Annotated in this window: 22 protein-coding genes and 4 pseudogenes; 17 read left to right on the plus strand and 9 right to left on the minus strand. The window is 54.8% G+C overall.

Translation table 11 applies throughout. From position 1 onward, the window contains the following. Window positions 1-80: 80 nt before the first annotated feature. The 4 genes from GC56T2_RS03670 to GC56T2_RS03680 all read right to left on the minus strand — a co-directional run bounded on the left by GC56T2_RS03670 (window position 81) and on the right by GC56T2_RS03680 (window position 2,502). Entirely contained in the window at window positions 81-944 is an 864-nt protein-coding gene (locus GC56T2_RS03670; RefSeq protein ID WP_144973132.1) for a DegV family protein, read from the minus strand. A 176-nt stretch (window positions 945-1,120) separates the two neighbouring features. Then, on the minus strand, window positions 1,121-1,321 hold the full coding sequence (locus GC56T2_RS03675; protein WP_144973134.1) for a DUF3813 domain-containing protein: 201 nt from the start codon (window positions 1,319-1,321) through the stop codon (window positions 1,121-1,123). Between the two features lie 2 nt (window positions 1,322-1,323). Then, window positions 1,324-1,476, minus strand: coding sequence for a hypothetical protein (locus GC56T2_RS17715; RefSeq protein ID WP_165570920.1), 153 nt, complete (start codon window positions 1,474-1,476; stop codon window positions 1,324-1,326). A 219-nt stretch (window positions 1,477-1,695) separates the two neighbouring features. After that, on the minus strand, window positions 1,696-2,502 hold the full coding sequence (locus GC56T2_RS03680) for a Cof-type HAD-IIB family hydrolase (protein WP_144973136.1): 807 nt from the start codon (window positions 2,500-2,502) through the stop codon (window positions 1,696-1,698). A 113-nt stretch (window positions 2,503-2,615) separates the two neighbouring features. On the opposite strand from GC56T2_RS03680, the gene yjfP reads away from it, so the two are divergent. From yjfP to GC56T2_RS03705, 5 genes are all read left to right on the plus strand, one after another. Next, window positions 2,616-3,383 (plus strand): esterase, encoded by a 768-nt coding sequence (yjfP, locus tag GC56T2_RS03685; protein WP_144973138.1) that lies wholly within the window; start codon window positions 2,616-2,618, stop codon window positions 3,381-3,383. 193 nt (window positions 3,384-3,576) lie between these two features. Next, window positions 3,577-3,948, plus strand: a complete 372-nt coding sequence (locus GC56T2_RS03690; RefSeq protein ID WP_144973139.1) for an ArsR/SmtB family transcription factor — start codon at window positions 3,577-3,579, stop codon at window positions 3,946-3,948. Continuing rightward, window positions 3,938-6,064, plus strand: a complete 2,127-nt coding sequence (locus GC56T2_RS03695; RefSeq protein WP_144973141.1) for a heavy metal translocating P-type ATPase — start codon at window positions 3,938-3,940, stop codon at window positions 6,062-6,064. Before GC56T2_RS03690 ends, GC56T2_RS03695 begins: the two co-directional genes overlap by 11 nt. A gap of 177 nt (window positions 6,065-6,241) precedes the next feature. Beyond that, window positions 6,242-6,451, plus strand: a complete 210-nt coding sequence (locus GC56T2_RS03700; protein ID WP_253263993.1) for a hypothetical protein — start codon at window positions 6,242-6,244, stop codon at window positions 6,449-6,451. A gap of 606 nt (window positions 6,452-7,057) precedes the next feature. Next, window positions 7,058-7,636, plus strand: a complete 579-nt coding sequence (locus tag GC56T2_RS03705) for a molybdenum cofactor guanylyltransferase (RefSeq protein WP_144973143.1) — start codon at window positions 7,058-7,060, stop codon at window positions 7,634-7,636. A gap of 190 nt (window positions 7,637-7,826) precedes the next feature. Here GC56T2_RS03705 and GC56T2_RS18000 read toward each other — a convergent pair. Both GC56T2_RS18000 and GC56T2_RS03720 read right to left on the minus strand, forming a co-directional pair. Next, a pseudogene (locus GC56T2_RS18000) lies at window positions 7,827-8,006 on the minus strand (transcriptional regulator); the annotation flags it as partial. A gap of 126 nt (window positions 8,007-8,132) precedes the next feature. Beyond that, a pseudogene (locus tag GC56T2_RS03720) lies at window positions 8,133-8,854 on the minus strand (transcriptional regulator); the annotation flags it as partial. 154 nt (window positions 8,855-9,008) lie between these two features. Between GC56T2_RS03720 and GC56T2_RS03725 the strand changes: the two are divergent. Next, window positions 9,009-9,630: pseudogene (locus GC56T2_RS03725) on the plus strand (radical SAM protein). Window positions 9,631-9,762: 132 nt separating this feature from the next. On the opposite strand, the gene GC56T2_RS03730 reads toward GC56T2_RS03725, so the two are convergent. Both GC56T2_RS03730 and GC56T2_RS03735 read right to left on the minus strand, forming a co-directional pair. Beyond that, window positions 9,763-10,500, minus strand: coding sequence for an anti-sigma factor (locus GC56T2_RS03730; protein ID WP_144973145.1), 738 nt, complete (start codon window positions 10,498-10,500; stop codon window positions 9,763-9,765). Continuing rightward, entirely contained in the window at window positions 10,490-11,071 is a 582-nt protein-coding gene (locus tag GC56T2_RS03735) for a sigma-70 family RNA polymerase sigma factor (RefSeq protein WP_144973147.1), read from the minus strand. Before GC56T2_RS03735 ends, GC56T2_RS03730 begins: the two co-directional genes overlap by 11 nt. 127 nt (window positions 11,072-11,198) lie before the next feature. On the opposite strand from GC56T2_RS03735, the gene GC56T2_RS03740 reads away from it, so the two are divergent. The 6 genes from GC56T2_RS03740 (at window position 11,199) to moaA (ending at window position 16,664) form a co-directional block, all read left to right on the plus strand. Continuing rightward, window positions 11,199-12,365, plus strand: a complete 1,167-nt coding sequence (locus GC56T2_RS03740; RefSeq protein ID WP_144973149.1) for an NEW3 domain-containing protein — start codon at window positions 11,199-11,201, stop codon at window positions 12,363-12,365. Between the two features lie 2 nt (window positions 12,366-12,367). After that, a complete protein-coding gene (locus tag GC56T2_RS03745; RefSeq protein WP_144973151.1) occupies window positions 12,368-13,315 on the plus strand; it encodes an ABC transporter ATP-binding protein in 948 nt (315 codons plus the stop codon). Beyond that, complete coding sequence (locus GC56T2_RS03750) at window positions 13,312-14,391, plus strand: ABC transporter permease (protein WP_144973153.1); 1,080 nt, start codon at window positions 13,312-13,314, stop codon at window positions 14,389-14,391. Before GC56T2_RS03745 ends, GC56T2_RS03750 begins: the two co-directional genes overlap by 4 nt. A 153-nt stretch (window positions 14,392-14,544) precedes the next feature. Next, on the plus strand, window positions 14,545-14,850 hold the full coding sequence (locus GC56T2_RS03755; protein ID WP_144973155.1) for a hypothetical protein: 306 nt from the start codon (window positions 14,545-14,547) through the stop codon (window positions 14,848-14,850). Between the two features lie 71 nt (window positions 14,851-14,921). Further along, window positions 14,922-15,584: a molybdate ABC transporter permease subunit gene (gene modB, locus GC56T2_RS03760; protein WP_144973157.1), complete on the plus strand. Its 663-nt coding sequence runs from the start codon at window positions 14,922-14,924 to the stop codon at window positions 15,582-15,584. A gap of 54 nt (window positions 15,585-15,638) precedes the next feature. Then, complete coding sequence (gene moaA, locus GC56T2_RS03765; RefSeq protein WP_144973159.1) at window positions 15,639-16,664, plus strand: GTP 3',8-cyclase MoaA; 1,026 nt, start codon at window positions 15,639-15,641, stop codon at window positions 16,662-16,664. A 91-nt stretch (window positions 16,665-16,755) separates the two neighbouring features. Here the strand turns inward: moaA and GC56T2_RS18315 are convergent. Further along, a pseudogene (locus GC56T2_RS18315) lies at window positions 16,756-16,836 on the minus strand (iron-sulfur cluster repair di-iron protein); the annotation flags it as partial. Window positions 16,837-17,337: 501 nt separating this feature from the next. On the opposite strand from GC56T2_RS18315, the gene GC56T2_RS03780 reads away from it, so the two are divergent. From GC56T2_RS03780 to GC56T2_RS03800, 5 genes are read left to right on the plus strand one after another with little or no spacing between them, the layout of a single operon-like run. Beyond that, the gene (locus tag GC56T2_RS03780) at window positions 17,338-18,597 is read left to right on the plus strand and encodes a molybdopterin molybdotransferase MoeA (RefSeq protein WP_144973163.1); all 1,260 of its coding nucleotides are present in this window, start codon (window positions 17,338-17,340) and stop codon (window positions 18,595-18,597) included. After that, entirely contained in the window at window positions 18,594-19,094 is a 501-nt protein-coding gene (gene mobB / locus GC56T2_RS03785; RefSeq protein ID WP_144973165.1) for a molybdopterin-guanine dinucleotide biosynthesis protein B, read from the plus strand. Before GC56T2_RS03780 ends, mobB begins: the two co-directional genes overlap by 4 nt. Continuing rightward, window positions 19,091-19,555 carry a molybdenum cofactor biosynthesis protein MoaE gene (locus tag GC56T2_RS03790; protein ID WP_144973167.1) on the plus strand — a complete coding sequence of 155 codons (465 nt, stop codon included), beginning with the start codon at window positions 19,091-19,093 and terminating at the stop codon, window positions 19,553-19,555. The genes mobB and GC56T2_RS03790 overlap by 4 nt, the downstream gene beginning before the upstream one ends. Next, on the plus strand, window positions 19,555-19,785 hold the full coding sequence (moaD, locus tag GC56T2_RS03795; RefSeq protein WP_031405156.1) for a molybdopterin converting factor subunit 1: 231 nt from the start codon (window positions 19,555-19,557) through the stop codon (window positions 19,783-19,785). Before GC56T2_RS03790 ends, moaD begins: the two co-directional genes overlap by 1 nt. 5 nt (window positions 19,786-19,790) lie before the next feature. Then, window positions 19,791-20,519 carry a YwiC-like family protein gene (locus tag GC56T2_RS03800; protein WP_144973169.1) on the plus strand — a complete coding sequence of 243 codons (729 nt, stop codon included), beginning with the start codon at window positions 19,791-19,793 and terminating at the stop codon, window positions 20,517-20,519. Window positions 20,520-20,563 lie beyond the last annotated feature (44 nt).

Here is a 20,563-nt window from a genome sequence, read left to right on the forward strand (position 1 = left end):
AGGATAGGGTGAGCGTGGGCTGTCGTCAATGAGAAGGGAGAGGCGCCTGTGTTGAGCAGGCGCCTCTGTTTCGTTTCGCGTCAGATTTCAATGTATTGATTCAGAAAAAACAGAGCGATCGTCCCCGGTCCGGCGTGGGCGCCGATGGCGCTGCCGATGTCGGAGAGGAAAAAGCGCGTGCAGCCGTGCGTTTCTTCGATCATCCGCTTCAGTTCAAGCGCTGTTTCTTCGTCATCGGCATGGCTGATGCCGATTGTTTGTTTTTGAAGATCGTCGCCACGTTCGCCCATCAACTCGACCATCCGCTTCAACACTTTTTTCCGCCCGCGCAGCTTTTCCAGCGGAACGAGGGCGCCGTCTTCGACATGAAGAAGCGGTTTGATGTTGAGCAAACCTCCGAAGGCGGCGGCGGTTTTGCTGATGCGGCCGCCGCGCGCCAAATAGTCGAGATTGTCGACGGTGAAAATGTGTTCCATATGGCGGCAGTACGCCTCGATCGTTTCGCAAAGCAAGTGGTATGGGGTGTGGTGTTCAGCCAACTCGACCGCTTTCATGACGGCAAGCCCTTGGCCGAGCGAGGCGCATTTCGAGTCGATGATCGTCAGGCGAAACTCAGGGTATTCGTCAAGCAGTTCGCTGCGGACGGCCATGGCGGTCTGGTATGTACCGGATAATTTCGAGGAAAAGGCGATGTACACGCATGGCCGATTTTCTTTGGCGTACGGCAAAAACAGCTCCTTCATCGTCAGGGGGCTCGGTTGGGCCGTTTTCACCGCCTGTCCTTGGCGCATGGCGTCATACACTTGTTTCGGCTCGATCGTCACCCCATCTTCGTAGTCTTGGCCGTTCCAATGGACGACGAGCGGCAAAAAAGCGATATGATGTTCACGAATGTACGATTGCGGCAAATCCGCGCCGCTGTCGGTAATGATTTGAATGGACATTTTTCGTCCTCCTCTTTTCTCCTTCCGCGTTCCCCGCGGCTCGGTCGGATGAACCAACCGTTTTCGCAGGTGAACGGTGATTCATGTTTCTATGTTCAGTGTAGCGGTTTTCAGCTCGGAATACAACGGAAAATCGGGAGCGGGCGAAAAAAAGAGCTGCGGGAAGCCCGCAGCGGTTATTGAGTGAGCCCATCAAGCTCAGCTTGAAATTGACGCAACTGCGCTTTTTCCGCCGCATTGGAATGCGCGTAAGCTGAAGACAACGCGTTTTTGGCGATGGCGACAGCGCGGTCGACGCTCATGTCGATTTCACCGTTGGCGGCTTGCTTCGCTTGGGCGACCGCTTTTCGCGCTTCTTGAAACAAACGGTTGCCCATCGCTACACGCCCCCAAGCGACGTTTCCACCGCTTTTTCCGCTTTTCGTGCTTCCGCTTCGGCGTACGTCAAATGGTAAGGGATTCGTTTGTCATGCCGTTCGACTGCATCGACGCTTTGCTGGACGAAACGCTTCGATTTGTTTCGTTTGCCCACGACGGATTCCCCCTTTAAAAAATGAAGACGCACGTTGCGTCACGTATAGTGTAACCGCGGGCGGGGAACAGTAGTAAGGAAATTCGTTACAAAACCGCCGTTCGTCGCTCTGAAGCGGAAATCCGCTTGACACGACAGGAAGGACAAAAAGCAATGCAAGGGCGGAAAGAAGCGGTTGGGAGGCGCGAGAAGCCTCCCGTAGCGGGGAAATCGGCATGGCTACAGGGCTAGAACGTCTTGTAAATACAAGCCAACGCCGTCTTCTTCGTTGCTTTTCGTCACATCATCGGCGATCGTTTTCAGCGGTTCGATGGCGTTGCCCATGGCGACGCCCAATCCGGCCCACTCAATCATCTCCAAATCGTTGTCTTCGTCGCCAAAGGCGATCACTCGCTCCCGAGGGATGCCGAAGTGATCGGCGATTTGTTTTAAACCAGCGGCTTTATGGACGCCGCGGCGGACGATTTCAATCACGTGCCAAGGTTCATTCCAACGGCGATGGTGCAATACGTTGGTATATACATTGGATAAATGGGACTGGATTTGTTCGATATGATCACGGTCTGTATACACGAGCACGCTCGTCGGGTCTTTGCCGAGCGAGCGGCGCAAATCGCCAATTTTCACCGTCGGGTTGCCGAGGCGGACGATGTCGAGCAACACTTCGTCATGTTCGTGAAAATAGACGTCGTCCATCACTTCCGCCAAAATGTTTTTGATTCGATACGTTTCCCCAAGTTCGACGATGTCTTTCACAACAGGCAACGGCAACGGAACATGGTGGATTCCCCATGACGGTTGGCGCGGGTGGTGGACAAACGCGCCGTTGAAATTGACGATCGGTGTCGTGAGGTTCAGTTCCTCGTAATACATGCGGCTCGCCCGGTACGGCCGACCGGTGGCGATGACGACAACATGGCCGGCGTCAATGGCGCGGCGGATGACCTCTTTGGTCAGCGGGGAAATCGTCTTATCCTCTCTCAACAACGTTCCATCCAAATCCAAAGCAATTAAATATGGCTTCATGTCTGACTCCTTTGCCTTTGTTTTTCTCATTACCTAGTGTAACTCTTTTCCAAAATCGCTGTCCATATGGTACACTATACAGCGATGGAAAAAGAAAAGGAGTTTGTGCAGCGATGGTGATCATTGAACAACAACAGTTGGCCGGCGTGCCCGTTCTACATGTCGTTCAGCCGGAAAAACGGGACGAACCGCTTCCGCTCATTTTCTTTATTCACGGCTTTACGAGCGCCAAAGAACATAATTTGCATTTCGGCTACTTGCTCGCCGAGGCGGGCTATCGCGTTGTGCTTCCCGATGCGCTGTTTCACGGCGAGCGGGACGAAGGGTTGAGCGAACGGAAATTGCAGTTGTCGTTTTGGGACATTGTGGTGCGCACGATCAGTGAAATCGACGAGATGAAAAACGACCTTGTGAGCCGCGGGCTGGCTGATTCGGGACGAATTGGGCTTGCCGGAACGTCGATGGGTGGGATCGTCACGTTCGGAGCGCTCGCCGTCTATCCGTGGGTGAGGGCGGCAGTGGCGCTGATGGGCTGCCCGAATTTCAGCGCCTTTTTTGATGCCATGATTGAAGAAGGGAAGCGGCGCCAAATCGACATTCCGATGCCGCCGGCGTTGTTGGCGTTGGAAAAAGAAAAGCTTGCCCGCTATGATTTATCGAAACAACCGGAAAAACTCGCCGGGCGGCCGCTGTTCATCTGGCACGGGAAAGCCGACCAAGTCGTCCCGTATGCTTATACATATGAGTTTTATCAGCAAATTAAACCACTTTATGAAGGGAACGAAGACCGGCTGCAATTCATCACCGATCCGCACGCCGGCCATAAAGTGACGCGCGAAGCGTTTTTGGAGACGGTGCGTTGGTTTCGCGAATACGTATAGGGGAAGCCGACGGCAATGGGCCTCATGGCCGCGGCGCGTTCATCAGACCGAGATCCGCCTTTCGCTGCGACGAAGGCGGATTTTTGTCATACAGGGAACTTTTTTTCATTCAAATGAATATTTGAATATCAAAAGGGGATATGATATTCTATATTCAAACAACTATTTGAATGTTGGTAAGGAGAGGAACGGAATGAACCGCCAAGATGTATGCGATGTTTACTGTTACGACGAGGAGAAGGTCAGGCGGATTCAGCGCCGGCTGAATGAGGAAAACATGGCGTCGATTGTGCCGTTTTTCAAAGCGTTGGCTGATGAAAACCGGGCGAAACTCGTCTATGCGCTTTGCGGCGAGGAAGAGTTGTGCGTCTGCGACTTAGCGAACGTCATCGGGGCGACGGTGGCAACGACATCGCATCATTTGCGCATTTTGTATAAACAAGGCATCGTGAAATATCGGAAAGAGGGAAAACTCGCCTTTTATTCGCTCGATGACGACCATATTCGCGAGCTGTTGCTTGTCGCGCTCGCCCATCAGAAAGAGGGGGATCACCGTGGCGAATGAACAAACATTGGACCGGGTCGGGGCCAAAACATACCGGGTGCAAGGGTTAACGTGCGCAAATTGCGCTGCCAAGTTTGAGCGCAACGTCAAAGCTTTGCCCGGCGTCAAAGAAGCGAAAGTCAACTTCGGCGCCGCCAAACTCACGGTGTGGGGCGAGGCGACGGTGGAAGAACTGGAACAAGCCGGAGCGTTTGAACGCCTGAAAATTCGCGAAGAACGCGAGCGCACTATCCGTCGGGAGCCGTTTTGGAAGAAGAAAGAGAACCGAAACGTCCTCGTCTCTGCTGTATTGCTTCTGATTGGCATTGCGGCCGATGCGGCGGACAGCGGAGGAATGGCGGTCGCGATGTATTTGGCGGCGATCGCGCTCGGCGGCTATTCCTTGTTTTGGACGGGGCTGCGGAATTTGGCCCGCTGGCAGTTGGACATGAACACGTTAATGACGATCGCCATTCTCGGTGCGGCGGCGATCGGCGAATGGCAAGAGGGAGCGGTCGTTGTCATTTTGTTTGCCATAAGCGAAGCGCTCGAGCGCTACTCGATGGACCGAGCGCGGCGGTCGATCGCATCGCTGCTGGAAATGGCGCCCGCTGAAGCGACGATCCGGCGCGGTGCGGAGGAAGTGACCGTTCCGGTCGAAGACGTTCGCCTCGGAGAGGTCATGATCGTGAAACCAGGCGCGAAAATTCCTTTGGATGGCGTTGTCGTCAATGGGGCGTCTACGGTCAATGAGGCGGCGATGACCGGCGAAAGCATCCCGTTGGAAAAAACGGTCGGCGATGCGGTGTTCGCTGGGACGCTGAACGGGGAAGGATTCCTGGAAGTGAAAGTGACGAAGCGTGCGGACGAAACGATGTTGGCGAAAATGATCGATCTCGTTGAAGAGGCGCAGGCGGAGCGGGCGCCGTCGCAAGCGTTCATCGATCGGTTTGCCCGCTATTATACGCCGTTCATTATGATTGTGGCCCTGCTTGTCGCTGTCATTCCACCGCTTGTCGTGGGCGGCAATTGGCTTGATTGGGTGTATCGCGGCCTCGCTGTTCTCGTCATCGGCTGCCCGTGTGCGCTCGTCATCTCGACACCGGTGGCAATTGTTACCGCTCTCGGCCATGCAGCCCGGCGCGGCGTGCTCATCAAAGGCGGGGTATACTTGGAACAAATCGGCCGGCTGCGAGCGGTTGCCTTTGATAAAACCGGGACGTTAACGGAAGGGAAACCGTCCGTGACCGATGTCGTCGTGTATGAAGGAAGCCGTGAACGACTGCTGGCGGTGGCGGCAGCCATCGAAAAACGGTCGCAGCACCCGCTCGCTTCCACTGTCGTCCGTCAGGCGAAAGAGGAAGGCGTGCCGTTTCTTGACGTGCCGGTGGATGAATTTCAGTCGTTGACGGGTCAAGGGGTGAGGGCGGTCGTTGGAAACGAAACGTACTACATCGGCCGCCCATCCTTGCTCGCCGAGGTGCTCGGCCGTTTGCCGGGTGAAGCGGAGGAGCGAATCGCCGCCTTCCGCCAAGAAGGAAAAACGGTGATGGCGATCGGCACGGCCCGTCGGCTGTTAGGATTGATCGCGGCGGCTGATCGACCGCGGCCGTCCGCCGCGGCGACCGTTGCGGCATTGCGGCGTCTCGGGGTCAAAGAGATCGCCATGGTAACCGGCGACCATAAACAAACCGCCCAAGCCATCGGCCGCCAAGCGGGCGTGTCGGCCATTCACGCCGGGCTGCTTCCGGAGCAGAAGCTGGCAGCGATCCGCGAGCTGAAACACCGTTATGGCATAACGGCCATGGTCGGTGACGGGGTGAATGACGCCCCCGCTTTGGCCGCGGCCGATATCGGTGTGGCGATGGGCGGAGCGGGGACGGATGCCGCTCTGGAAACGGCGGACGTCGTGCTGATGGCCGACGACTTGCGCCAATTGCCATACACCGTTCGCCTCAGTCGCCGGACGCTTGCGATCATCAAGCAAAACATTGCCTTTGCCTTAGGGTTAAAAGCGTTAGCGCTCATTGCCGCCATCCCCGGCTGGCTCACCCTTTGGCTCGCGGTGTTCGCTGATATGGGCGCCACATTGCTCGTGACCTTCAACAGCATGCGCCTGTTGCGGGTGAAGGAATGAGTGGGGGCTATGGCCAGCTAGGAACGGACCTTTGTCCTCTGGCATGCTCGTGAAGGGAGCGGCGGCTAGTCAAGTCAAACGGTTTAAGATGGCATCAATGGAAGGAGGCATTATGGCCTCTGACTATGAAAAAGCAACGCGAGGTACAAAAGACAATCCGTAGAAGAGAAGCAACGGATGGATGATCGGGTATTTTCGCTGACCGAAGAGTGGGACCGCATAGCAGCGGGAGGGGGCGATGAAGCGGGAAGTCTTCGATTAGTCGGGATTTCCCAGGTGGATTCGGTATTTTGGGTGCATCGCATTGCCCTGCTTTGTCATCGTTCCTTTGTTGACGTGGCTGTTGAACGTTTGTCTTCAACGCGCGGTGAAGGGGAAGAGCTGTAGCGGAAAAAGAACAAATAGGCACAGCGGCATTCCGCTGTGCCTAGCTTTTGTGAACGTTTTCAATCACTGGTGGCATTTGTCTGGCTTAGCGTGTTCGTTCTCCTTTTGTTTGTCATGGCATGGAAAGCAGTACAACATCTCGGTTTCGCGACTGACCACTCCGTTTAAAAACCCATGCAAACAATGGATCGGCTTGCCGCATTGCGCGCAAAAGCCAACGAGCTCTTCCAACCGCCATTTCTCCTTTCATGGGGATTGCACATGTTCAACTGCGGGCGGCGACGCTCGTCACCGCATCCTAAGGCTTGAGCGGTTATGATGCAAGTATATAATTCATTATACTACAAAGAAGGCTAATGTTATGAGCAAATTTGCTGCTAAGAGTCAGTCAAGACTTTACGGAGAACGTTTTTTTCGGTCCACTACGGGCGTTATCAATCGCTGATTAACAGGTCGTTTTCAGAAGCGGAACGACAAACATGCTTCCTTGCCAACGGGTGATGGCTGTTCGACTAGTCTAAGATTTGTCGCGACAGGCGGATATCTTTTTTCTCGCCGGTTCGTATGGTACGGTAGGAACAGACGAGGTCCGGAAGGGGGAGTGTGATGAAACAAACGATTGCTGGAGTGGTGCTGGCCGGCGGCCAGTCGCGCCGGTTCGGGCGGCCAAAGGCGTTCGCGCTGCATCAAGGCACGCCGTTTTTCGCTTGGTCTGTCGCCGCGCTGGCTCCGATCGCCGATGAGTTGTATCTCATCAGTCATCCGGCGCTTGTCGGCGAGTTTCGTCGGCGAACGGACATCCCGGTGCTGCTCGATGTGGAGCGTTACCGCGGTTTTGGGCCGCTTGCTGGTATTTACACCGCCATGGAACAGAGCCGATCCGATTGGGTGTTCATTCTGCCGTGCGACATGCCGTATATGAACAAGGACGTAACGGAACGGCTCGCCGCCTATGCCGATCCGTCCTTTGACGCTGTCGTTCCGCTCCATGCCGGCCGCCCGGAGCCATTGGTTGCCCTGTACCACCGGCGGCTTCGCCCGCTGATCGCCAAGCTGCTCGATGCCGGCGAACGACGGATGGTTTCGCTTCTTGACGGCGCCCGCATCCGCTATGTTGACGCCCAACCGCTTGCCGCCGATGAAACCGTATGGCGCAATGTCAATACGGAGGAAGAGTACCGATAAGACGGGAGGATCCATCTTTTGCTGATCGGAAGAGCGATCCTTGACCACCCGGCTCTTCACCACCAAATGTGCTTGATACAGAAAGACGCTCATCATGAAAAATGATTTCACCTGTCCAATAACGTTCCGTTGTCAATGATGAAACGGCAACAGTGCGAAAAAAGAGCCGAACGACCTCGGCTCTTTTGCGTTATTGGACTGGAGATTGATTTTGATCCATTTCCTTCGCCAACTCTGCCACTTCGGCGACAGTCAGCCCCGTTCGTTTCGCGACTTCGTGAATCGGCAGGACGTCAAGCAAGTTTTTCGCGATTTCGATGGCTTTCTGTTTTTCCGCTTGTTTGACCGCTTTCTCTTTTTCCTGTTCTAGGAGGCTGGTGATTTAGTGCAAAATACTGCTGATTCCATCCGTTTCTCAATGAGAGAAGCCTTGCAAAATCAGCTTTCTTTTCTGAATGAAAATGCCGCCGATTCGTGTGTGACAGCGGTTTTTCACCACCCCTCTAGATCTTCTACGAGTAAACGAAAAACTTTATTCATTTTCATCCACTCCTTTACTTTTTGGGCGTATGACGGGTCAATAAACTTGTCTGTGGCTGTCAACACACCGGCAATGATGTGCAGCTGTTTCGGTTCCTCACGGATCGTTTTCGCCAGTTCGATCGTTTTTTCGATCATCGTTTGCCGGTCGAGGCGGGTGTGCATGAGCGGAACGAGGATGAGCTTCATCGTCTCGCCGGGAGTCAGTGGTTCACCGTTATGGATTTTTTCTTCAATGGCTTGAAAAATCGCATCCCCGTTGAATTCACCAAGCAGCACCGCCTTGGATGAAAGAAACACATCTCCGGCGTCCAGATGTTGGTGAACGCTTGTGACATCGCTCGTGTAAATCACAACAATGCGAATGGGCCGGATTCGTTTTTCCTGTTGGTAGGATGTGCGCAAGATTCGGCAAGCATACTCAAGATACTTCAAATGGTTGTCAATGAATCATTCGTTGCTTTCGTACTCAAGAAGCAAAATGGAATCATCTTCGAGAAGAAACACGGTGTCGGCGCGTTTGTCATCGGCCCGTACAGACGGAAATTCGTTCGGCAGCAGTGCTTTGATTCGCGGGAGTCCGTGAAGTCCGTACACATCGAGGGCTTGGTTTTGGTACAATGCACTGAGCGATTTGAACAAAATATCTTTGGCGTGGTACGAGATCCCGTCTGGCATCGTCTCATCTCCACTCGTTTTTACTTATATTATACCGCCTGTTCAGACGGCTGTCATCTTCGCTCGTGGCACGATCACCGTCGGCTGTGGATGTGATGGATATCACATAACGCGTCCAGCCATTGCGGTACAATGGAGGCAATGAGGGAATGGGATGCGCGATTTCAATGAAAATCCGTTTATTGTGATTTGGGAATTGACAAGGGCGTGTCAATTACAATGCCTTCATTGCCGCGCCGAGGCGCAATATCACCGCGACCCGCGCGAGTTGACGTTTGAGGAAGGGAAAAAGCTCATTGACGAGATTTACGATATGGATCAGCCGATGCTTGTTTTTACCGGCGGTGATCCGCTCATGCGGCCGGATGTGTACGATTTGGCGAAATATGCGATCGATAAAGGGTTGCGCGTGTCAATGAAGCCAAGCGCGACGCCCAACGTGACGAAAGAGGCGATCCGCAAGGCGAAAGAAGTCGGCTTGGCGCGCTGGGCGTTCAGCCTTGACGGACCGAACGCCGAGATTCACGACCATTTCCGCGGCACGAGCGGCTCATTTGCTTTAACGATCCGTGCGATTCAATACTTGCATGAGCTCGACATTCCCGTACAAATCAACACCGTCATTTCAAGGAAAATGCGGCGTCTGCGAATTTCGCCACGTGTGCGGCGGCTCGCGTTCACGCGCTTACGCCGTAACGGTCGACTATTTGGAAAGCGAACCGTACTGCATCTATATTCCGAAGGCGCTGCGAAACAAAGAAGCAAACCGCCGCTAGGCCAACGGGGGCGGCTGTCCCCGGCTTGGCTTGCCGCCCCCGGACGCAGCGGGGGCTTTTTTGCGGCCGCGGATGGATGAATGAGCGAGCGACACGGGCCGCTGGCCTGTGGCAAGAGGGGGTATTTGGCGTCTATTCGTGTTCGAGATCGACAATAAACGTTTCCGGCCCGGTCGGCGTCACGCTTCCTCCTTTTGGTTCGAGGCTCGCTTTAATTTGTTTGAACCGTTTGACGTCCTCGCCGGTGATCAAAATGCGCGATGCCCCATGGCGGATCGTCAATAGCTCTCCTTTCATCTCATTATCCGTGTACACAATCCACAATTGGTAGTCGCGAGCGGCGAACGGTTTGAGGCCTTCAATCTCCATCACCATTTCTTTCGTATCATCATTGAGCCAAATCGTTCCGTTCAGCTGTTCGAAATGGGCTAACGGTTCGATTGAAAACCGCTTCGTTTCCGGATGATGAACGATTCGTTCGGGCGGGGCTTCGACAACGACATACCGGTAATGGTCGCTGCTTGGTTCATGCGGAACAACGCTCCCATCGCCAGAAATGGAAGAGCGGACGAAGAAAAGAAAGGCAACGAGCGCCGCGCCCCCCAGCCCGACCGCCCACCGGAGACGGTGCTGCATTCGCTTCGCCTGTTTTTGCGCCTCCATGTTGGCCCAAATTCGCTCTTTCATGGCAGAAGGAGGCTCACCGGATCGAGATGTCGCTTCCATCCTGATCGCTTCCCACGCTTTGAGCGCGTTTTGACAAAAGGCGCATTGGCGGAGATGGCTCGACACGGCTTCTTTTTCTTGTTTCGGCAGCGTTCCGAGCATCCAATCGACGATTTTCGTTTCCGGAATATGGCTATGCTTCATGCTTGTTTTCACCTCTCCCGGCTTCCAACCAGCGGAACAGCTCTTTTTGTTTTCGCAAATTGCGCAAGCCGTAGCGGATGAGCGATTTGATAGAGCCTAGCGGCTTGTTCATGGCGGCAGCGATTTCCCGTTGGGTTTCCCCGTGAAAATAAAAGTGAATAATGGCTTGCCGCTGCGCCTCAGGGAGATGGGTTAAGGCGTCCAAAATGACTTGTTGTTCCAGTTGGCGGAGAAAATAGAATTCGGCCCCGTTTTCTTTTAATGCCGTTTCCTCAAGGCGGTTCACTAACAAATCCCGTTTCTTGCGCAGGCGGTCGAGCGACCGGCTTTTTGTTTTTACGGCAAGAAAGGCTTGAACGCTTCCTCGTTTCGGGTCGAATTGATGGGGGTTTTGCAAGATTTCGAGAAACACATCTTGGCTGACATCTTCCGCCTCCGCCTCGTCGCCGACGATCCGAAGAGCGATATGATAGACCATCGGGGCGTATTTTTCGTAGAAACGGTCAAAGGCGGTGCGCGAGCCTTCGGCGATCTTCTCGAGCAGTTCGAGGTCTTCCCGTCGGTCTTCCATCTTGCCCACCTCCCGACGCATGCTTGGAATGGTTGCTCTGTATCTATTCTACAACTGAATTTTTCTCCTGCAAAACAAATCCATTGATCGATTTCTGGCGTATACGAAATGAAAACAGAAGGAGGGAGTGAATGTCGTGCGAAGCAGGATGATTGCGATGGTTGCCATGATCTTGACTCTCTTTTCTCTTTTTCTTCCGATCCGTCCAGCCTCGGCGGCAAGCGGCGTTGTTCTTTTCACGCCGTACACCGGGCTTTCCGTGACGCCGGGGGAGACGATCGACTATACAGTTAATGTCATCAACAACGGTTCCAGCATCGAAAATGTCACCTTCTCGTTTGACCGCCTGCCGAAAGGATGGTCGACATCGATTACCGCGGAGGGGCGAACGATTGAACAGCTTTCCATCCGAGGCGGGAAAGAAGAAGAGGTCACGCTGGAAGTGAACGTGCCGCTGGATGTCGACAAAGGGGATTACCGCTTTTGGCTTGTCGCCAACGGGGAGAGCGGTTCAGCGAAATTGCCGCTGCTTGTCCGCGTGACGGAACAAGGGTCATTTAAAACCGAACTGACGTCGGATCAAACGAACCTTGAGGGGCATGCCGATTCGAGCTTCACGTATGATGTCACGCTGAAAAACCGAACCGCCAAGACGCAAAATTACGCGTTAAGTTCGGCGGCGGAAAAAGGGTGGCAAGTCACGTTCAAATCGGAAGGCAATTCCGTGACATCGGTCAAACTCGAGCCGAATGAATCGAGAGACATTACCGTAGAGGTCAAACCGCCGGAACAGGTGAAAGCGGGCACGTACAAAATCCCGATCAAAGCGCAAACGAGCGACACATCGGCCGAGCTGACATTAGAGGCGGTCATTACCGGCACGTATGAGCTGAAACTGACGACGCCGTCAGGAAACTTGAGCACCGATGTGACGGCGGGGAATGAACGGGTGATCGATCTGGTCGTTAAAAACACCGGAAGCACCCCGCTTTTGAACATCAACATGACGGCTGACGCTCCGCCTGACTGGGAAGTGGAATTCGATCAAAGCACGATCGATCAGCTGAACCCTGGCGATTCCAAAACCGTCAAGGCGAAAGTGAAAGCGTCGGATGAAGCGATTGCCGGGGATTATGTTGTCAACTTCCAGGCGCAAACCGCGGAAACGTCGGCGGAGGCGGCGTTTCGCGTCTCAGTCAAAACGTCAACCGTTTGGGGCGTGGTGGCGGTGTTGATCATTGTCGGGGTGGCCGGAGGGCTGTATTATTTGATCAAAACATACGGGAGGAGGTAAGCATGGCAGCACCCGCCGTCATCGAACTGAACAACTTATGCAAAACATATGGCGACCACCGGGCGGTTGACCATTTGTCGCTTTCCATTCGAAAGGGAGAAATTTTTGGCCTTCTTGGCCCGAACGGGGCCGGAAAGACGACGACGATTTTAATGATGCTCGGGCTTACCGAGCCGACATCCGGTTCGGTGCGTGTATGCGGCATCGATCCGGTGCGAAATCCAATTGACGTCAAACGGAAAGTCGGATACTTGCCGGATGATGTCGGATTTTACCATCACATGACAGGCTTGGAAAACTTGCTGTATACGGCGGCGTTAAACGGCATCCCTCGCACTGAGGCGGAAAAGCGGGCATGGGAGCTGCTCGAGAAGGTGAATTTGACTGATGCAGCCCATAAAAAAGCGGGGAAATACTCGCGGGGGATGAGGCAGCGGCTCGGTTTGGCCGATGTGTTGATGAAGCATCCGGAAGTGATCATTTTGGATGAGCCGACGCTAGGCATCGACCCGGAAGGAGTGCGTGAGCTGCTGCGGCTGATCCGCGATTTGAGCCGCAATGAAGGCATCACGGTACTGCTGTCCTCGCACCAATTGCATCATGTTCAGCAAATTTGCGACCGGGTCGGTTTGTTCGTTGATGGGAAACTGCTGGCCGAAGGGAATATGGAACGTCTCGCGCAACAGCTGTTTTTGCAGGATGCCTATGTCATCCATGTGGCCGCTTCACCGCTTGACGCTTCCTTACGGGCCAAAATCGAGGCGATTCCGGGCGTCAATAAAGTGGAGCAAACGGAAAATGGATGGGATGTGTATTGCCAAACGGATGTGAGCGCCGCCATCAGCAAAACCATCATCGAATCCCAAGCTTTCTTGTTCCACCTGAGCCGCCGCCATTTCGGCCTCGATGAGATTTATCACCGCTATTTTGAAGGGAGGGATGGACGTTGAAGGCCCGTAAGAAGGGGCGATGGGAAAACGGTGGTTTTTCATATGCAAAAAGATGGGGAAAACGGCTGAAGGCGGGGGCGCTTGATGAGAAGAAGCGGACAAGAGGGGCGAGCAGCGCCTTTTCGGCCATTGTCAAAAAAGAACTGGCCGATTATTTGACGAGTTGGCGCATGATCATTTTGATCGCTCTCATCTTGCTCACTTGCTTCGGGTCGCTGTATACGGCGATGACGACGATTCGGGATGCGCTCGATTCGTCGGAAGAGGCCAAGGAAATCGCGAAAGGCGCCTACTTGTTTTTAAAATTATTCACTGTCTCGGACGGAACGCTGCCATCGTTTGTGACGTTTGTCGGTTTTCTCGGACCGCTGCTCGGCATCGCGCTTGGATTTGATGCCATCAATTCGGAGCGGAATCGCGGGACGCTGAGCCGGCTCATGGCGCAGCCGATCCCGCGCGATTACGTCATCAACGGCAAGTTTGTCGCCGCTTTGTTGTTGAATGCGGTGTTGTTTCTTTCGCTCGGCCTGCTTGTGACGGCATTAGGCATTTTGGTCTTGGGGATTCCGCCTACTTTCGAAGAGTTTGCCCGCATGGTCTGCTTTTTGTTGTTATGCCTTGTGTATATCGCCTTTTGGCTGAATCTCGGCATTTTGTTTTCCGTCATCTTCCGCCAGGCGGCGACATCCGCGTTGTCAGCGCTGGCCGTTTGGCTGTTTTTCAACCTTTTTTACGCGATGATCGTGGAAGTATTTGCGAAGTCGTTTTTGCAGTCTGATGCGATTACGTCCGTTGAGCAGGCGGTCGGCCGTCAAGAGTTGGTGCTTGGTCTCATGAGATTGTCGCCGAGCTACTTGTTCAACGAATCCACGACCGCTTTGCTTTCGCCGGACGTTCGGACGCTAGGGATCGTCACCGTGGAACAAACGGCCGGCGCTGTTGCCGCCCCGCTGCCGTTCTCGCAAAGTGTCTTGCTCATTTGGCCGCAAGCGACTGCTCTGATTGCCGCCACTCTCGTCTGCTTTGCGATCGCTTATTGGTTGTTTATGAGGCAAGAGATACGGGCGAGCGGGTGAGGGAACAGGCTGTTTGGAAAGACGTGTGTGCGCCCCAACAGCGTTTCTGCTCGTTCGTATGGGAAAACCGTTTTGCCCGATCATGTCCGTTCCTTTTGGGGGACGGACTTTTTTTGTAGGTGACAAAACCGTGGCAACGACGGTGACAAAATGGTGACAACAGACAAGAATGTGATCAATCTCACAAATCCGTTTCCTTCACCTGTGTATGATGAAAGTACAAATAAAGCCGCATATTTTCGAGGATTAGGGGAGCGCAAGCGGGAAAAATCGTGGTTCGCTGCCGTTTGGCTTTGCCGTTCCATGATCGACAACTCCATTTGTTCGGCTATTTCTATTGTAAAAAAACATCACAGTGGGGACAGCGTGAAAAAAATCAGCGTTTGTCGCTTTTTTGTGCAGGTTGTCACAAATTTTTCTAAGCGGGATTTCCCCGCCCATATGATACAATCAATGTAAGCAGCATCACAGCGTTTACCTGCTTGTTTTCGTATCGTTAGGATGAAGATGGAACAAAGAGAGGCTGACCCATGACAACGTTTTGGTCACCGGTTTGGTTATCGATCAAAGTATCGCTCCTCGCTGGCTTGATTGTCGCGGTCTTAGGGACAGCGGCGGCGAGGCGGATGGCGCGCCGCCGGTTTCGCGGCAAGACAGCGGTGGAGACGGCGTTTATGTTGCCGCTCGTGTTGCCGCCGTCGGTCGTCGGTTTTTTGCTCGTCGTCTTGTTTGGCCGACATAGCCCCATCGGCCGGTGGATCGAAGCGTCGTTTCATACGACCGTACTGTTTACGCCTAGTGCCGCGGTGATGGCCGCCGTGGTCGTGTCATTCCCGCTCATGTATCAGGCGGCCAAAGCCGGGCTTGAAGCGGTCGATCCAACCATTGAAGGGGCGGCGCGCATCGATGGGGCGAATGAGCGCCAAGTCTTTTGGTATATTTCGCTGCCGCTTGCCAGACACGCGTTATTATCCGGAGCGGTGCTGTCGTTTGCCCGCAGCCTCGGGGAGTTTGGCGCAACGCTCATGTTCGCCGGCAATATTCCGGGAAAAACGCAAACGATCCCGACCGCCGTCTACATGGCCATGGAAGCGGGGCGGATGGAGTTCGCGTGGGCATGGGTGGCGGTCACGATCGGATTGTCATTCAGTTTATTGGTCTTTGCGACGAAACTCGGTCGTTTACGGGAATAAACAAAGCCGCCTGACAACAGCGTGCGGCGAACGAAACAGAAAGGAGGGAGCGCGATGGGCGAGCGCAACCAAACGAACGTCATGGACCGCCTGTCCCGCCCGCTTCGCGATTTGCGGTTATCAGTGATCGACCAATGCAATTTTCGCTGCGTCTATTGCATGCCGGCCGAAGTGTTCGGGCCGAATTTTCGCTTTTTGGCGGAAGGCGAGCTGTTGACGGTCGAGGAAATGGCGCTTCTATCGGAATGCTTTGTCGAGCTGGGCGTCGAAAAAATCCGCCTGACGGGCGGCGAGCCGCTCTTAAGGCGCGATTTGGATGCGCTTGTGGCGCGGCTGTCTGCGATTCCCGGCCTGCGCGATATCGGCTTGACGACCAATGGCGTCCATTTAGTGAAATGGGCGCAGCGGCTGAAAGAAGCCGGGCTAAAGCGCGTCAACGTCAGCTTGGATGCGTTGGATGATGACATTTTCCGCAAAATGAACGGCATCGGCGTCGGCGTCGCCCCGGTGTTAAAAGGCATTGAAGCCGCCCGGGCGGCGGGGCTCGGCGTCAAGGTGAACATGGTCGTCAAAAAAGGATGGAACGACTCGCAAATCGTGCCGATGGCGGCCTATTTCAAAGAACAAGGCATTCCGCTCCGTCTCATTGAATTTATGGACGTCGGCACAACGAACGGCTGGGATTACTCCCATGTTGTGACGAAAAAAGAGATGTATGAACAAATCAACGCCATGCATCCGCTCGAACCGGTTGAAAAAGCGTACTTCGGCGAAGTGGCGAGCCGCTATCGCTACGTCGGCACGGAGGTGGAAGTCGGCTTTATCGCCTCAGTGACGGAAACGTTTTGCCGCAGCTGCACGCGGGCGCGCATTTCCGCGGACGGGAAGCTGTATACGTGTTTGTTTGCCTCGAAGGGCGTATCGTTGAAAGACAACCTGCGCGCCGGGGCGACGAAAGAGGAACTGAAGTCGTTGATCACCGCGGTTTGGAACCAGCGGACAGACCGCTATTCGGAAGAACGGACGGAAGAAACGGCGAAACAACGGGCGAAAATTGAAATGTCGTATATCGGCGGGTAACAAAGAAGCAGGGCCGCTCTTTCCAGCGAAGAGCGGCCTGTTCATCGATCGCTGCGCCTGCCTTTGCCTTAGAAATGGGGGAATGGCCTTGCTTCACCGCCGCCAGCACGCGCGGGAAGAGGACGTTGTTTTCTAAATGGATGTGGGTAAACAAATCTTCTTCGAGCGCCGCGCTTTCAATCAATCAGCCGCTTTCGGAAATGGAGTGACGATATCGCCAATCAACGATTGTTCAGTAAACCGCTGTTCCATTCATCATCCCTCCATTGATCCAATCGTTACAGCTTCAGCATACCGTGTTTTCCGCGGCCACGTTGTGATTCATCTCACAGCAGCGAAAAAATGGAGACGGAGAACGAATGTGATCAACATCACAACGGTACTTTTCATTTTTGATGTAAAATCAAGACAAAAGAGCGGATCGATCGAGTCGAACATCGGGCTCAAGACGTGCTAAACTATAGTCAGGAACAATACCGCTAGGCGGATAAAGTGAGGCAAGAGCTCGCACCGTCGGCCGCTTTGTTCGGCGAGACGCGGGAAAGGATGTTGGCGCATATCGCCGCTGTAAGTGTCGGTGATGAAATGCTGGCGGGAGGCATCAAACCGCTGCAACCGCGTGAAAAGGACGAGACCATAGCCGCCAGCCATATAGTCGAAAGGAGAGAGAGACATGGTCGAAAGACGAACCCCGATTCCTGTAGCGGAAGCGATCGCTCGGGTGATGCGTTACGCCGGAGTGGGAGAAGAGGAAACGGTGCCGCTTCGCCAGTCGTATGGCCGCTATTTGGCCGAAGATTTGTGCGCTGACCATGATGTGCCGCCGTTTGACCGATCGCCGTATGACGGATTTGCTATTCGCGCCGCCGATTCGGAAGGAGCGGGGCTGGATCGTCCGGTCGAGTTTGAAGTGATCGAAACGATTGGCGCCGGACAAGTGGCGAAACAGCCCGTCGGCCCGTTTCAAGCGGTGCGCCTGATGACCGGAGCGCAAATTCCACAAGGGTGCGATGCGGTCGTCATGTTGGAGCTGGCCAAACAGTATGAACGGGATGGAAAAACGTATATGTCGATTAAGCGCTCGTTCCGCCCCGGCGACAACATCTCGTTTCAAGGAGAAGATGCCAAAAAGGGACAACCGCTCGTCGAAAAAGGAACGCGCATCAATCCGGGAGTGGCGGCGCTGTTGGCGACGTTTGGCTACGCCGAAGTGAAGGTGGCGAAAAAGCCGCGGATCGGCTTGTTTGCGACCGGCAGCGAGCTGCTTGACGTTTCTGAACCGCTCGTTCCGGGAAAAATCCGCAACAGCAACGCCTACATGATTGAAGCACAGGCGCTCAAAAGCGGCGCTGAGCTGATCTATTTTGGCCAGCTGGCCGACGACCTTGACGCGTGCTTTCACGCCGTGCGCGAGGCGCTCGATCAAGTGGACATGCTCATGACGACCGGCGGCGTCTCGGTCGGCGATTACGATTATTTGCCCGCCATTTACGAGCGGCTGGGGGCGAACGTTTTATTTAACAAAATCGCCATGCGCCCGGGGAGCGTGACGACCGTCGCGGAGTGGAATGGCAAGCTGCTGTTTGGCCTCTCCGGCAATCCGTCGGCATGCTACGTCGGCTATGAACTGTTTGTCCGCCCGGTCGTGCGGACGCGCTTGTTTTCCCCCAAGCCGTATTTGAAAAAAGTGAAGGCCACGCTCGGCGCCGATTTTCCAAAGCCGAATCCGTTCACCCGCTTTGTGCGCAGCCGAGTCGAAGCGATTGACGGCCGGCTCATCGTCAAACCGGTCGGCATGGATAAGTCGAACATCGTCACCTCGCTCGCGGCGGCCAACGCCTTGATGGTGCTGCCGGGCGGGACGAGAGGATTCGCTAAAGGTGACGAGGTGGACGTATGGCTGCTCGATGATGATGAGGGATCGAGCGAATGAACGTCTGGCAAGTTGTCGGCTATAAACATACGGGCAAGACGACGCTCGTCGAAAGATGGGTGGCGGCCGCCGTCCGGGAAGGATGGCGCGTCGGGACGGTAAAGCATCACGGCCATGGCGGCGAGCCGGCACGGCCGGAAGGCGTCGATTCCGTCCGTCATGAGCGGGCCGGGGCGGTGGCGACAGCGGTGGAAGGGGATGGGCTGTTGCAGCTGCATCTCCGCCGCCCGTTGTGGCGGTTGGATGATGTGTTGGCGCTTTATGCGCCGCTTCGACTGGATCTCGTGCTGGTCGAAGGCTATAAGCAGGCGCCGCATCCGAAAGTCGTGCTCGTGCGCTCCGAGGAAGATTGGGCGTCGCTTCAGCACCTCGCCAACATCCGCGCCGTCATCGCCTGGGAACCGCTTTCCCGGCCGCTGCCGCACCCTGTGTTTTCGCTGGCTGATGAGGCCGCATATATCCCATGGTTGATGAATGAGGTGAGAAGAGAGACATGACGGAATCGTTGTTTGCCATCACGTCTGAACCGATTTCGGTCGAAGACGTGATGAAAAAAGTGATGCGCCCGGAAGCCGGCGCGGTCGCCGTGTTTGCCGGCACGGTGCGCGAATGGACGAACGGCAAGCGGACGCTCTTTTTGCAATATGAAGCGTACGTGTCGATGGCCGAGAAAATGCTGGCGCAAATCGGAGCGGAAATCGCCGAACAATGGCCGGGAGCGAAAACGGCGATCACCCATCGGATCGGGCGCCTTGAGATCGGCGACATCGCCGTCGTCATCGCGGTTTCTTCGCCGCACCGCGCGGAAGCGTATGAAGCGAACCGCTACGCCATCGAACGGATCAAACAAATCGTACCGATTTGGAAAAAAGAACAATGGGAAGATGGCAGCGCATGGATTGGCGATCAACTGGAAACAAAAGCTTATCCGTCCGGAAAGCCGGAGGTGAGTGAATGATGATCCGTCTCTTGTTTTTTGCCCATTTGGGCGAACAAGTCGGCGAGCGGCAAGTCACATGGCCGCACGTCCCCGACACCGTAGGAAAGCTGAAAGAAGAAGTGGAAGCGCGTTACGGCTTGCCGCTTGACCGCGTCATGACCGCGGTCAATGAGGAGTACGCCCGCGACGACGCGCCGCTTCAACCGGGCGATACAGTCGCTTTTATTCCGCCAGTGAGCGGGGGGTGAGAGCGATGGCAAACAAAAGCAAATGGGTGATGCCTAAACAACATGGCGCTTGGGCGATGCTCATCATCCCGTTTTGGCTCGGGGCATACGCCGGCGGACTCACGTGGGTTCACGCGCCGCTCTTTCTCGCTTGGCTTGCCCTCTACTTGGCGACGTATCCGCTCTTGATGGCGGTCAAAACGAAGCGGAACGAGCCGTACGTGCCTGCTGCCATTCGCTATGGCGCCATCGCCGCGCCGGCCCTGGCCGTTTCCCTTTGGCAGCGGCCGGCCCTTGTTCTCTTTGGCTTGGCGATGATTCCGTTTTTCCTAGTAAACATCTACTACAGCAAGAAAAAGAACGAGCGCGCTTTCTGGAATGATGTTGCGGCCATCGCGTCGTTTTGCGTCGGCGGCCTGGGCGCCTTTTATGTCGGGCGCGGGGAATTGACGGTGGAGGCGTTCGAATTGGCCGCGTTTTCCTTCCTCTTTTTCATTGGCAGCACGTTTTACGTCAAAACGATGATTCGCGAAAAGAAAAACGTGCGATACAAATGGCTGTCATGGGGATACCATGCCTTGTTGATTGCCGGTCTCATCGCCATCGGCGAGCCGTTCGCCGTTTTGGCCTACGCGCCGAGCGCCATTCGCGCCGTCTACTTATACGGAAAATCGCTGCCGATCATGAAACTAGGCATCTTGGAAATCGCCAACGCGGCGTACTTTTTCATTGCGATGATCGTGCTCTACTCTTGAACGAACCCCAAACGGGAGGCATCAATGACCGTTTGGGGTTTTCG

The organism is Geobacillus sp. C56-T2, assembly GCF_007829715.1.
GTDB classification, from domain to species: Bacteria; Bacillota; Bacilli; order Bacillales; family Anoxybacillaceae; genus Geobacillus; species Geobacillus icigianus.